The organism is Streptomyces sp. NPDC054975 (genome assembly GCF_053609105.1).
In genome coordinates, this window is sequence record NZ_JBSGWV010000011.1 from 144,355 (window position 1) to 157,368 (window position 13,014).

A 13,014-nucleotide genomic window follows, 5' to 3' on the forward strand; every position below is an offset into this window, starting at 1 on the left:
CGCCGGGCGTCAGACCGGCCGGATCCCGTCCCGCTGCTCCCGTTCCCGCTCCTCCTCGTCCTCCGGGACCGGGACGTGTTCCTTCAGGACGGGGAAGCGGCGGGGGGCCAGGGTCAGCAGGACCAGGAGGGCGAGGGCCGCGGCGGCAGCCGCGCCCAGGTAGACGTGGTCGACGGCCGCATCGACCGCGCGGCGGAGGCCGTCGTCGGCGTGGTCCAGTGTCTGGGCGAGGCTGTCCAGGTCGGTGCCGGCGCCGAGTCGGGAGGCGAGGACGCCGTTGGCGATCGCCCCGAAGAGGGCGGCGCCCACGCTCTGGCCGACCTGGCGGCAGAAGAGGACGGACGCGGTCGTCGTGCCGCGCTCCTCGTACGGGACGGTCGACTGGACCCCGACGATCAGCGGGAGTTGGAAGAGGCCGAGCGCGCCGCCGAGCAGGAGCATCAGCAGGGCCGGTTGCCAGGGTTCCCCGGGGAAGGGCAGGAACGGGAAGGCGAGCAGGACGAGCAGGGCGACGGTGATGCCGATGACGGCGGTGAGGCGGAAGCCGACGCGGTTGTAGACCCGGTTGGAGAAGGCCGCCGTGATGGGCCAGCTGAGGGTCATCGCGGAGAGGACGAAGCCGGCGGCTATCGGGCCGAGGCCGAGGACGGCCTGGGCGTAGGTGGGCAGGAAGACGGTCGGGGCGACCATCAGGAGGCCGAGTGCGCCGAGGGCCAGGTTGACCGCCGAGATCGTGCGGCGGCGCCAGATCCAGCCGGGGATGATCGGTTCGGTGGCGCGGCGCTCGACGAGGACGGTCACTCCGGCGAGGGCGAACGCGCCGGCGAACAGGCCCAGGGAGGGCGCGGAGAGCCAGGGCCAGGCGATGCCGCCCTGGACGAGGGCGGTGAGCAGGAGGGTTCCGGTCGCGAAGATGGCGACCGCGCCCGCCCAGTCGACCGACACCTTCCGCCTTGCCCGGCCTCCCTGGCCCGTCCGGTCCGCCCCGCTCGTCCGGCTTCCCTGGCCCGTCCGGTCTGCCCGGCCCGCGCGGCTTCCCAGGCCCGTCCGGTCCGCCCCGCCCGTCCGTCCCTCCGGTTCCACCAGGTACCGGGCGATCAGCCACAGGGCGAGCAGGCCCACCGGCAGGTTGATCAGGAAGATCCAGCGCCAGTCCGCGTACCCCGCGAGGAGGCCGCCCGCCGCCGGGCCCGCCACCGAGGCCGTCGCCCAGACCGAGGAGAGCTTCGCCTGGATCTTCGGGCGCTCCTTCAGCGGGTACAGGTCCGCCGCGATCGTCTGGATCGTGCCCTGGAGCGCGCCGCCGCCGAGGCCCTGGACGACGCGGAAGGCGATCAGCGAGCCCATGTTCCAGGCCGCGGCGCACAGCAGGGAGCCGATGAGGAAGAGAATCGTTCCGGCGATCAGGACCGGCTTGCGGCCGAAGGTGTCGCAGAGCTTCCCGTACACGGGCAGGGTGACGGTGACGGCGAGCAGGTAGCCGGAGAAGAGCCAGGAGAAGACCGACAGGCCGCCGAGGTCGCCGACGATCTGGGGTACGGCGGTCGCGACGACCGTGCCGTCGAGCGCCGCGAGGGCCATCCCCAGCATCAGCGCCGCGACGACGGGTCCGCGCCCGCGTGGGGCCGTCGTCGGCTCTGCGGTCTGCGGCCTGGTCGTCCGTGACACCCCGGTGCCCTCCGTCTGATGGGTCGTACATCTAAATCCGTCGCCTCAGCCTCCCACTCGAACCTCGGGGGGAGAACCCCTAGGGGTCTCTCCCCCCTAGAGGGCAGGGGTCGTTCGTCCCGGCGGAGGAGGAGAAGGGGCGCGCCCGTCTTTACCGTGGTCTTACGGAAAACCCCAGGGCGAAGAGTGCGACCAGCACCAGTGATCCCCTGTCCCGCTTCTCGCAGACTCGGACACGGGTCGGATCCGCCCAGGGATTTCCGCCCGGACAGATCCAGCAGACACAGATCCACCCAGACGTTTCCGCCCCGGACCAACCTGCCTAGACATAGGAGACATACCGTGACTTCGGCTGTGACCATCCCCCAGCACGGGGAGACCGGAGGGCGTACGGCCGTCGCCGCGCGGGCTCGGCAGGTCGTCAAGGCGTACGGTGCCGGTGAGACGCGGGTCGTCGCCCTCGACCACGTCGACGTGGACATCGCCCGTGGCCAGTTCACCGCGATCATGGGCCCCTCGGGCTCCGGCAAGTCGACCCTGATGCACTGTCTCGCCGGGCTCGACACCGTCACCAGCGGCCAGATCTTCCTGGACGAGACCGAGATCACCGGGCTGAAGGACAAGCGGCTCACCCAACTGCGCCGTGACCGGATCGGCTTCATCTTCCAGGCGTTCAACCTGCTGCCGACCCTCAACGCGCTCGAGAACATCACGCTGCCGATGGACATCGCCGGCCGGAAGGCCGATCAGCAGTGGCTCGACCGCGTCGTGACCACCGTCGGTCTCGCCGACCGGCTGCGGCACCGGCCCACGCAGCTCTCCGGCGGTCAGCAGCAGCGCGTCGCCGTGGCACGTGCCCTCGCCGCCCGGCCCGAGATCATCTTCGGTGACGAGCCGACCGGTAACCTCGACTCCCGCGCGGGGGCCGAAGTCCTGGGCTTCCTGCGGCAGTCGGTGGACGAGCTGGGCCAGACCATCGTGATGGTCACCCACGACCCCGTCGCCGCCTCGTACGCCGACCGCGTCCTCTACCTCGCGGACGGCAGGATCGTGGACGAGATGTACCGGCCCACCGCCGACGCCGTCCTCGACCGGATGAAGGACTTCGACGCCCGGGGGCGTACGTCATGACCGTCCTGAAGACCTCTCTGCGCAACTTCTTCGCGCACAAGGGCCGCATGGCGCTCTCCGCCGTCGCCGTCCTGCTCTCGGTGGCGTTCGTGAGCGGCACACTCGTCTTCACCGACACCATGAACACCACGTTCGACAAGCTCTTCTCGGCGACCGCCGCCGATGTCACCGTCAGCCCGAAGGGCGCGGCGACCGACGACGAGACCCCGCGGTCCGGGCGCCCCGAGACAATGCCGGCGTCCGCCGTCGAGCGGGTCGCCGGGGCCGAGGGCGTCAAGTCCGCCGAGGGCAAGGTCATCTCGCTCAGCGTGACCGTCGCCGACGCGCACGACAAGAACCTCGGCTCCGAGGGCGGCGCCCCGACGATCGCGGTCAACTGGGGTCCTGGGGAACTCCGTTCCATGGAGATCACCTCCGGTCACGCCCCGCGCGGGCCCACCGAGGCGCTCCTGGACGCCGGCACGGCCGAGAAGCACAAGCTGAAGATCGGCGACGAGCTGCGCACGATCGCCGTGACCGGTGACTTCACCACCCGCATCTCCGGCATCGTCGACTTCAAGGTCACCAACCCGGGCGCCACGGTCGTCTACTTCGACACCGCGACCGCCCAGCGCCAACTTCTGGGCAAGGCGGGCGAGTTCACCAGCATCGAGGTGACGGCCGCGCCCGGCTTCAGCCACGAGCAGGTGAAGAAGAACGTCTCCGCCGCCGTGGGCGGCGAGTACAAGCTGCTGACCCAGGCGGAGTCCGCCGACGAGGGCCGCAAGGACGTCGAGGGCTTCCTCACCCCGATGAAGTACGCGATGCTCGGCTTCGCCGGGATCGCTCTCCTCGTCGGCATCTTCCTCATCGTCAACACCTTCTCCATGCTGGTCGCTCAGCGCACCCGCGAGATCGGTCTGCTGCGGGCGATCGGTTCGAGCCGCCGTCAGGTGAACCGTTCCGTCCTCGTCGAGGCGGTGCTCCTCGGCGTCGTCGGCTCGATCACGGGTGTCGCCGCCGGTGTCGGGGTGGCGGTGGGTCTGATGAAGCTGATGTCCGCCGTGGGCATGGAGCTGTCGACCGGCGACCTGACGGTGAAGTGGACGACGCCGGCCGTGGGCCTCGTCCTCGGCATCGTCGTCACCGTTCTCGCCGCGTACATCCCGGCCCGCCGGGCCGGCAAGGTCTCCCCGATGGCCGCCCTGCGTGACGCCGGTACCCCGGCCGACGCCAAGGCCGGCCGGGTACGGGGCGGGCTCGGCCTGCTGCTGACGCTGGGCGGCGCGGCCGCGCTGTGGACGTCGACGCGGGCGGCGGAGGCCGGTCCCGGCTCCCTCTGGCTCGGCCTCGGTGTCGTCCTGAGCCTCGTCGGCTTCATCGTCGTCGGCCCGCTGCTCGCGGGCGGGGTCGTGCGGGTCCTCGGCGCCGTAGTCCTGCGGGTCTTCGGCCCGGTGGGCCGGATGGCCGAGCGGAACGCGCTGCGCAACCCGCGCCGTACGGGAGCGACCGGCGCCGCCCTGATGATCGGGCTCGCGCTGGTGGCCTGCCTGTCGGTGGTCGGCTCGTCGATGGTCGCGTCGGCGACGGAGGAGCTGGACCGTTCGGTCGGCGCGGACTTCATCGTGCAGTCCACCAACGGGCAGCCGATCGTGCCGCAGGCCCAGGCGGCCCTGGAGAAGACGCCGGGCCTGGACCACGTGACGGAGTACACGTGGGTCGAGGCGACGATCACCGACCCGGCGGGCAAGGCGGTGAAGGAGGGCCTGGTCGCCGCCGAGCCGTCGTACGCGAAGGACCTGCGGCGCGACACGACGGCCGGTGAGCTGGCCGCCGCCTACGGCGCGAACGCGATGTCGGTGGGCAGCGACTACGCCGACGAGCACGATGTGAAGGTCGGCGACGAGCTGACTGTCGACTTCAAGGGCGGCGAGCGCGCGAAGCTGCGCGTCGCGGCGATCACGTCGGACGAGAACAACGTCGACAAGGGCGTGATGTACACCAACGTCACCACGGCGGCGCGGTACCTCCCGGCCGAGAAGATGCCCCAGAGCGTGATCATGTTCGCGACGGCGCAGGACGGCAAGGAGACCGAGGCGTACGCGGCGCTGAAGGACTCGCTCGCCGCGTACCCGCAGTACAAGGTGCAGAACCAGGCCGACTACAAGCAGGACCTGAAGGACCAGGTCGGCCAGCTCCTGAACATCGTGTACGGGCTGCTGGCGCTGGCGATCATCGTCGCCGTGCTGGGCGTGGTGAACACGCTCGCGCTGTCGGTGGTCGAGCGGACCCGGGAGATCGGCCTGATGCGGGCGATCGGCCTCTCGCGCCGCCAGCTGCGCCGCATGATCCGTCTGGAGTCGGTGGTCATCGCCCTCTTCGGTGCCCTCCTCGGCCTGGTCCTGGGCCTGGGCTGGGGCACGTCGGCCCAGCAGCTCCTGGCCCTGGAGGGCCTGGGGGTCCTGGAGATCCCCTGGCCGACGATCCTGACGGTCTTCGTCGCCTCGGCCTTCGTGGGCCTCTTCGCGGCCCTGGTCCCGGCGTTCCGCGCGGGCCGGATGAACGTCCTGAACGCGATCGCGACGGAGTAGGACGGGCCCTGTGCAGACGGCCCCGGTGGACCGGACCAGGTCCACCGGGGCCGTACGGCTGTTCTCGGCCGGTCAGCCGGTCAGCCGGTCAATCGGTCAGCCGGTCACACGGTCAGTACGGGTACGTCGTAGAGCGGGATGTGCTTGTCCCGGGTGACGAGGGTCAGCCCCTCGGTCTGCGCCTGGGCGACCAGTATCCGGTCGAAGGGGTCCCGGTGGTGGGGCGGGAGCTGGCCGGCGCGGATGCCGTGGTCCGCGGTGATCGGCAGCGGCAGGAACTGTGAGTCCCGAGCCCGTTCCGCGACGTCCATAGGGGCGTCGAGCTTGCCGGTCGCCTGCTTGACCGAGAGCTCCCACGGGGTCACCGCGCTGACGTGCACCCGGCGTTCCCGGGCGAGCAGATCCCGGATCTCGTCGGAGAGCTCGCCCTGCAGCCACCACAGGACGACGTGCGTGTCGAGCAGGAGCTTCACTCGTCGGCTCCGAACGCCTCGGCGAAGCCCTCGGGAAGTTCGTCGAAATCGTCGGCGAGCGTGATCCGGCCCTTGAGGGAGCCGTAGTCGGTCCGGCGGACCCTGCCTTCGAGCGGGACCACCTTCGCCATCGGCTCCCCGTACTTGCTGATGATGACTTCTTCGCCGGAGGCGACCGCCTCAAGGATCTTGGAGAAGTGGGTCTTCGCCTCGTGCACGTTGTACTGCCGTGCTGCTGCGTCCATGACTGCCTCTCGGGCGGGAGTGGACTAGGTTCGGACTAACTCTACTGGGCGGCGCCGGACGGGCGCCACCCGATCTGCCCCTTTTCACCCGGCCAGGTGAAGTCGATCCCCCGCGCCGGTGCGCCGCCCACGTCGTAGGCTGGGGGAGCACCCGGCCCCGTCACGGCGCCGGGACCACCCGGCCCGTGCGACGTGTCGGGCTGTTCGCGTTGCCCGCTGCCGTTACCCACCGGGATGGAAGCTCCATGAGCCTGCACGGTCTGCTCGATGTCGTCGTCAAGGACGGCGCCCTCGCCGAAGCGGTCAAGGCCGCGTCCGACGGCAACCGCATGCATGTGGACCTGGTCGGACCGCCCGCCGCGCGGCCCTTCGCGGTGGCCGCGCTCGCGCGGGACGCCGGGCGGACCGTGCTGGCCGTCACCGCGACCGGGCGGGAGGCCGAGGACCTGGCCGCCGCGCTGCGCAGCCTCCTCGACCCCGACACGGTCGTCGACTACCCCTCCTGGGAGACGCTCCCGCACGAGCGGCTCTCGCCCCGCTCCGACACCGTCGGCCGCCGCCTCGCCGTGCTGCGCCGCCTCGCCCACCCGTCTCCCGACGACCCGGCCACCGGGCCCGTCTCCGTCGTCGTCGCCCCCGTACGCTCCGTGCTCCAGCCGCAGGTCAAGGGCCTCGGTGACCTGGAGCCCGTGTCCCTTCGCACCGGCCAGAGCGCCGACCTGAACGCGATCGTGGAGGGCCTCGCGGCCGCCGCGTACTCCCGCGTCGAGCTGGTCGAGAAGCGCGGCGAGTTCGCCGTACGCGGCGGCATCCTGGACGTCTTCCCGCCGACCGAGGAGCACCCGCTCCGGATCGAGTTCTGGGGCGACGACGTCGAGGAGATCCGGTACTTCAAGGTCGCCGACCAGCGCTCCCTGGAGGTCGCCGAGCACGGTCTGTGGGCCCCGCCCTGCCGCGAGCTGCTCCTCACCGACGAGGTGAAGCGCCGCGCCGCCGCCCTCGCCGAGCAGCACCCCGAGCTGGGCGAGCTGCTCGGCAAGATCGCCGAGGGGATCGCCGTCGAGGGCATGGAGTCCCTCGCGCCCGTCCTCGTCGACGACATGGAGCTGCTGCTCGACGTCCTGCCCAAGGGCTCCATGGCCGTGGTCTGCGACCCCGAGCGGGTCCGCACGCGGGCCGCCGACCTCGTCGCCACGAGCCAGGAGTTCCTCCAGGCCTCCTGGGCGGCCACGGCGGGCGGCGGGGAGGCCCCCATCGACGTGGGCGCGGCCTCCCTGTGGGGGATCGCGGACGTACGGGACCGGGCCCGCGAGCTCGACATGATGTGGTGGTCGGTCTCCCCGTTCGCCGCCTCCGACGAGGACCACGACGAGGACACCGTCAAGCTCGGCATGCACGCCCCGGAGTCGTACCGCGGCGACACCGCACGCGCCCTCGCCGACACCAAGGGCTGGTTGGCCGACGGCTGGCGCACGGTCTACGTCACCGAGGCCCACGGCCCGGCGACCCGCACGGTCGAGGTCCTCGGCGGCGAGGGCATCGCCGCCCGGCTCGACGCGGACCTCGCCGAGATCTCCCCGTCCGTCGTGCACGTGGCGACCGGCTCCATCGACTACGGCTTCGTGGACCCGGCGCTCAAGCTCGCCGTCCTCACCGAGACCGACCTCTCCGGCCAGAAGGCGGCCGGCAAGGACGGCCAGCGGATGCCGGCCAAGCGCCGCAAGACCATCGACCCGCTGACCCTGGAGGTCGGCGACTACATCGTGCACGAGCAGCACGGCGTCGGCCGGTACGTCGAGATGGTCCAGCGGACCGTCCAGGGCGCCACCCGCGAGTACCTCCTCGTCGAGTACGCCCCCGCCAAGCGCGGCCAGCCCGGCGACCGCCTCTACATCCCCACCGACCAGCTGGAGCAGGTGACGAAGTACGTCGGCGGCGAGGCGCCGACCCTGCACCGGCTCGGCGGCGCGGACTGGACGAAGACCAAGGCGCGTGCGAAGAAGGCCGTCAAGGAGATCGCCGCCGACCTGATCAAGCTGTACTCGGCGCGGATGGCGGCGCCCGGCCACGCCTTCGGCCCCGACACCCCCTGGCAGCGGGAGCTGGAGGACGCCTTCCCGTACGCGGAGACGCCCGACCAGCTGTCCACCATCGCCGAGGTGAAGGAGGACATGGAGAAGACGGTCCCGATGGACCGCCTGATCTGCGGCGACGTCGGCTACGGCAAGACGGAGATCGCGGTCCGCGCCGCCTTCAAGGCCGTCCAGGACGGCAAGCAGGTCGCGGTCCTGGTCCCCACCACGCTCCTCGTCCAGCAGCACTTCGGCACGTTCTCGGAGCGGTACTCGCAGTTCCCCGTCGTCACCCGCGCGCTCTCCCGCTTCCAGACGGAGACCGAGTCGAAGGCGACGATGGAGGGGCTGCGCGACGGCTCGGTCGACATCGTCATCGGCACGCACCGTCTCTTCTCCTCCGAGACCAAGTTCAAGGACCTCGGCCTGGTCATCGTCGACGAGGAGCAGCGCTTCGGCGTCGAGCACAAGGAGCAGCTGAAGAAGCTCCGCGCCAACGTCGACGTGCTGACCATGTCCGCCACCCCCATCCCCCGTACGCTCGAGATGGCCGTGACCGGCATCCGCGAGATGTCGACGATCACCACCCCGCCGGAGGAGCGGCACCCGGTCCTCACCTTCGTCGGACCGTACGAGGAGAAGCAGATCGGCGCGGCCATCCGCCGTGAACTGCTGCGCGAGGGTCAGGTCTTCTACATCCACAACCGGGTCGAGTCGATCGACCGGGCGGCGGCGCGGCTGCGGGAGATCGTCCCGGAGGCGCGGATCGCGACCGCGCACGGCCAGATGTCGGAATCGGCCCTGGAGCAGGTCGTGGTGGACTTCTGGGAGAAGAAGTTCGACGTCCTCGTCTCCACGACGATCGTCGAGTCCGGCATCGACATCTCCAACGCCAACACCCTGATCGTCGAGCGCGGCGACAACTTCGGCCTGTCGCAGCTGCACCAGCTGCGCGGTCGTGTCGGCCGTGGCCGCGAGCGTGGTTACGCGTACTTCCTCTACCCGCCGGAGAAGCCGCTGACGGAGACCGCGCACGAGCGGCTCGCGACGATCGCCCAGCACACCGAGATGGGCGCGGGCATGTACGTGGCCATGAAGGACCTGGAGATCCGCGGCGCGGGCAACCTGCTCGGCGGCGAGCAGTCCGGTCACATCGCGGGCGTCGGCTTCGACCTGTACGTACGGATGGTGGGCGAGGCGGTCGCCGACTACCGCGCCTCCCTGGAGGGCGGGGTCGAGGAGGAGCCGCCGCTGGAGGTCAAGATCGAGCTGCCGGTCGACGCGCACGTCCCGCACGACTACGCGCCGGGCGAGCGGCTGCGCCTCCAGGCGTACCGGGCGATCGCCTCCGCCAACACGGAGGAGGACATCAAGGCGGTACGGGAGGAGCTCACCGACCGCTACGGCAAGCTGCCGGAGCCGGTGGAGAACCTGCTCCTGGTCGCCGGCCTGCGGATGCTGGCCCGTGCGTGCGGCGTCGGCGAGATCGTCCTCCAGGGCCCGAACATCCGCTTCGCGCCGGTGGAGTTGCGGGAGTCGCAGGAGCTGCGGCTGAAGCGCCTCTACCCGCGTACGGTCGTCAAGCCGGCCGTCCACCAGATCCTGGTGCCCCGTCCGACGAGCGGGAAGATCGGCGGGAAGCCGGTCGTGGGCCGCGAACTGCTGGCGTGGACGGGCGAGTTCCTGACGACGATCCTGGGGTCCTGACCGGCCTCGGCCCCTGCCGGTGGAGGCAGGGGCCGGAGCCGGGTCAGGCCGGGGTCACAGCTGGTCGAGGTCGAGGGCCTCGGCCATCGCCCGGTAGCCCGCGTCGCTCGGGTGCAGGTGGTCCTTCGAGTCGTACGCGGGCAGGAGGCGGTCGATCACGGCCGGGTCGGTCGACGCGGTGGACGGGTCGGCGACGGCGCGGTCGAAGTCGACCACGGCGTCGTACGCGCCCGACGTGCGGACCCAGTGATTGAACGCCTCCCGCTTGGCCTCGACCGCCGCGGTGCCGTAGTTGGAGCCGCCGACCGGGGTGAGGGTCGAGCCGACCACCTTGATGCCGTGGGCGTGGGCCTGGCGGACGAGGGCGAGGTGGCCCTCGATGAGCCGGTCGACGGAGACCTCGGGGGTCGGGCCGCCGGGGAAGGACGGGCCGCTGCCGCCGAAGTCGTTGATGCCCTCGAGGAGGACGACCGTGCGGACGTTCGGCTCGGTCAGGACGTCCTTCTTGAACCGCTCGATGCCCTTCTCGCCGGCCCAGGTCGTGTCGTTGGTGACCTGGTTGCCGCCGATGCCGTGGTTGAGGACGGAGCGCGGCTTCCCGGCGGCGGCGAAGCGCTCGGCCAGCTCGTCGGGGTAGCGGTTGTTCGCGTCGGGGCCGGAGCCGACGCCGTCGGTGATCGAGTCGCCGAACGTCACGATGCCGTCCCGGCGCGGGGCCTTCCCGCCGGTCACCTCGACGCCGGAGAGGTAGTACCAGGACGCGCTGGTCTCCTTGAAGGCCGTACCGTCCCGGTCCGAGCGGTGGTCGCCGTCCGCGCGGTAGCTGGTGGCGGCGGCGAAGTGGTGGAAGGTGGCCGGGCCGGTGGGAGCGGCCAGGTAGAGGGTGACGGTCACCGACTCCAGCGCCTTCACGGTGAACGGCACGCCGTCGCTGTACGCCGCTCCGCCGGCCGGGATCGTCACCGAGCCGCTCTTGCCGAAGGTCAGCTGCCGGACCGAACCGGCCTGCACGGAAGCCCCCTTGTCCGTGCGGGCGACGGTCGCGCCGGTGATCCGCAGCGGGGTGGTGCCGTACCGGTTGGACAGTTCGATCCGGGCCTTGGTGCCGCCGGTGGTCACCCGGACGACCTGGCGGACGGTGTGGTTCGAGAAGCCCTGCTGGGACCAGTTGGAGCCGAAGGGCGCGGTCGCGGACTGCGGGGACGCGGCCCAGGCGCCGCGCCACTGGCTAGGGGCGTGGCGGGCCGCGCCGTCGTGGCGGGCTGTCGCCTCGGCGGTGCCGACGAAGGGAAGGGCGGTCAGGGCGGCGGCGGTGAACGCGGCAACGGCGGTGCGGCGTACGGACGTTGTGGAAGGCGTGATCGTCGTCATGCATCTGACCAATCGGAGTCGGGCTCCGCATATTCCCCGGGCGGTGACGGTGACGGCGAGGTGCCGGTCGTGAAGAGCAGTCCGGCGAGCGTGCGGAAGACCTCCTCGGGGTCCCGGTCGCCGATCGGGCCCGTCAGGTTGTGGCTGAGCAGCAGGGTCGCGAAACCGTGGGCGAGCGACCAGGCCGCGACCCCCGCGAGACGGCTGTCTCCCGTGCTGCCCGCGGCGCTCGTGACGCCCTCGACGCCCGCGCGGAGCCGGTCCCCCGCCCGTTCCTTGGCGGCCAGCAGCTCAGGGTCGTCGGGCCTGTGCAGGTCCGGCTGGAACATCACCTGGAAGTGCGCCGGGTGCTCGGTGGCAAACCGCACGTACCGCACCCCCGCGTCCTTCAGGTCCTTCGCCTCGCCGAGCGCCTCGGCGAGCAGCTCGAAGCCCTCGGCCGCCACGGCCGTGAGCAGCCCCGCGCGGTCCTTGAAGTGGTGGGCCGGGGCGGCGTGGGAGACGCCCGCCCGGCGCGCGAGGTCGCGCAGGCTCAGCGCGGACGGGCCCTCGGTGGCGATGACGTCCAGGGCGGCGGTGAGCACCGCCTGCCGCAGGTCGCCGTGGTGATAGGTGCGCCGACTGGTCATGGACAGCACCCTACGCCGCATCTAGGCATTGACAAGTTCGCGTCGGCGCGCGCATTCTGGTCCCTGGCAATCTAGTCAATGTCAAGATGAGGCGACGCAGGCGGAGGAGTCCGACATGAGCGTGAACACCTTGGGTGCCGTGGAACCCGGTCGCGTACGGCAGATGTGGCACCTGATCGAACCCCTGCACGCGCTTCTCTACTACGCCCCCGAGGCCTTCGACGAGGCCCGCGCCCTCGGCCACGACGTCTCGGAGCGCTGGCCCGCGTACTTCGCCTGGCGCGCCGCGCCCCTCGGTCCGGTCGGGTCCGGGCGGGTCGGCTCGGCCTTCTACAGCTTCAGCCCGGAGATGGTGGCCCGGTACGTGCCCGGGGTCTGGCGGACGGCCGCCCCGGCCGCAGCCCTCGACGGCCGTCTCCGCGCGGTCGACCGGACCTACCGTTCCGTGTTCGGCGAGGAGGCCGTCGAGGGCCCCGCGATCGCCGAGGCGGCCATGCTCGCGCGACGCGCGGCCGAGGCCGCGGTGACGGCCGGGCGCCCGCTCGCCGCCGCCAACGCCGAGCTGCCCTGGCCCGACGCCCCGCACCTGGTCCTCTGGCAGGCCGCGACGATCCTGCGCGAGCACCGCGGCGACGGCCACGTGGCCGCGCTGCTCGCCGCCGGGCTCGACCCGGTCGAGTCCCTGGTCTCCTTCGCGGCCGTCGGGGCGGCCTCCGAAGCGACCTTCGCCAGCCGTGGCTGGAGCGGGTCCGACTGGTCCGCCGCCCGCGCCCGCCTGACCGCCCGCGGCCTGCTCGCCGCCGAGGAGGGCGGTGCGGGCCCGGTCACGGTCACCGACGCCGGCCGCGCCCTGCGCGCGGAGGTGGAACTCCGTACGGACGAACTGGCCGCTGCCCCCTGGGTGGTCCTCGGTCCGCAGTCCACGGCCCGCCTCGTCGAACTCCTCGGCGAACCCTGGCTCGCCGCCATCGGCTCCGGGCTGCTGCCGGCGGAGAACACCCTGGGGATCGGCAAGATCTGAGGCGGTGCCCCTCCCGGCCGTTCCGCCCGTCCCGTCAGGCCCGCTCGTCCCGCCCGGACGCACGGCGGCCGTGGGGGGGGGGGGGGGGGGCGCCCCCCCCCCCGCCCCGAGGGGGGGGGGGGCCCGC

General features: G+C 71.9%; 9 protein-coding genes. 4 read left to right on the forward strand and 5 right to left on the reverse strand.

Annotated elements, in window-relative coordinates; genetic code table 11:
- Nucleotides 1-9 precede the first annotated feature (9 nt).
- Nucleotides 10-1,668: an MFS transporter gene (locus ACWF79_RS14390; RefSeq protein WP_453728404.1), complete on the reverse strand. Its 1,659-nt coding sequence runs from the start codon at nt 1,666-1,668 to the stop codon at nt 10-12.
- 342 nt (nt 1,669-2,010) lie between these two features.
- Between ACWF79_RS14390 and ACWF79_RS14395 the strand changes: the two genes are divergently transcribed.
- Nucleotides 2,011-2,799: an ABC transporter ATP-binding protein gene (locus ACWF79_RS14395; protein WP_453728405.1), complete on the forward strand. Its 789-nt coding sequence runs from the start codon at nt 2,011-2,013 to the stop codon at nt 2,797-2,799.
- Complete coding sequence (locus tag ACWF79_RS14400) at nt 2,796-5,369, forward strand: ABC transporter permease (protein ID WP_453728406.1); 2,574 nt, start codon at nt 2,796-2,798, stop codon at nt 5,367-5,369. The genes ACWF79_RS14395 and ACWF79_RS14400 overlap by 4 nt, the downstream gene beginning before the upstream one ends.
- Before the next feature lie 104 nt (nt 5,370-5,473).
- Here ACWF79_RS14400 and ACWF79_RS14405 read toward each other — a convergent pair whose 3' ends face one another.
- Both ACWF79_RS14405 and ACWF79_RS14410 read right to left on the reverse strand, forming a co-directional pair.
- A complete protein-coding gene (locus ACWF79_RS14405) occupies nt 5,474-5,842 on the reverse strand; it encodes a type II toxin-antitoxin system VapC family toxin (protein WP_453728407.1) in 369 nt (122 codons plus the stop codon).
- Nucleotides 5,839-6,087, reverse strand: a complete 249-nt coding sequence (locus tag ACWF79_RS14410; protein ID WP_453728408.1) for a type II toxin-antitoxin system Phd/YefM family antitoxin — start codon at nt 6,085-6,087, stop codon at nt 5,839-5,841. Before ACWF79_RS14410 ends, ACWF79_RS14405 begins: the two co-directional genes overlap by 4 nt.
- 245 nt (nt 6,088-6,332) lie before the next feature.
- On the opposite strand from ACWF79_RS14410, the gene mfd reads away from it, so the two are divergent.
- On the forward strand, nt 6,333-9,866 hold the full coding sequence (mfd, locus tag ACWF79_RS14415) for a transcription-repair coupling factor (RefSeq protein WP_453728409.1): 3,534 nt from the start codon (nt 6,333-6,335) through the stop codon (nt 9,864-9,866).
- Between the two features lie 54 nt (nt 9,867-9,920).
- Here mfd and ACWF79_RS14420 read toward each other — a convergent pair whose 3' ends face one another.
- Both ACWF79_RS14420 and ACWF79_RS14425 read right to left on the reverse strand, forming a co-directional pair.
- The gene (locus ACWF79_RS14420) at nt 9,921-11,237 is read right to left on the reverse strand and encodes an SGNH/GDSL hydrolase family protein (protein ID WP_453728410.1); all 1,317 of its coding nucleotides are present in this window, start codon (nt 11,235-11,237) and stop codon (nt 9,921-9,923) included.
- Nucleotides 11,234-11,866 (reverse strand): TetR/AcrR family transcriptional regulator, encoded by a 633-nt coding sequence (locus ACWF79_RS14425; RefSeq protein WP_453728411.1) that lies wholly within the window; start codon nt 11,864-11,866, stop codon nt 11,234-11,236. Before ACWF79_RS14425 ends, ACWF79_RS14420 begins: the two co-directional genes overlap by 4 nt.
- Before the next feature lie 115 nt (nt 11,867-11,981).
- Here ACWF79_RS14425 and ACWF79_RS14430 point away from each other — a divergent pair, with 115 nt between their 5' ends.
- Nucleotides 11,982-12,887 (forward strand): SCO6745 family protein, encoded by a 906-nt coding sequence (locus ACWF79_RS14430; RefSeq protein WP_453728412.1) that lies wholly within the window; start codon nt 11,982-11,984, stop codon nt 12,885-12,887.
- Nucleotides 12,888-13,014 lie beyond the last annotated feature (127 nt).

What these genes read in the sequence shown, in the direction of transcription:
- ACWF79_RS14420 (WP_453728410.1), bottom strand. Translation starts at nt 11,237, where the DNA reads ATGACGACGATCACGCCTTCCACAACGTCCGTACGCCGCACCGCCGTT.
- ACWF79_RS14430 (WP_453728412.1), top strand. Translation starts at nt 11,982, where the DNA reads ATGAGCGTGAACACCTTGGGTGCCGTGGAACCCGGTCGCGTACGGCAG.
- ACWF79_RS14425 (WP_453728411.1), bottom strand. Translation starts at nt 11,866, where the DNA reads ATGACCAGTCGGCGCACCTATCACCACGGCGACCTGCGGCAGGCGGTG.
- ACWF79_RS14400 (WP_453728406.1), top strand. Translation starts at nt 2,796, where the DNA reads ATGACCGTCCTGAAGACCTCTCTGCGCAACTTCTTCGCGCACAAGGGC.
- mfd (WP_453728409.1), top strand. Translation starts at nt 6,333, where the DNA reads ATGAGCCTGCACGGTCTGCTCGATGTCGTCGTCAAGGACGGCGCCCTC.
- ACWF79_RS14410 (WP_453728408.1), bottom strand. Translation starts at nt 6,087, where the DNA reads ATGGACGCAGCAGCACGGCAGTACAACGTGCACGAGGCGAAGACCCAC.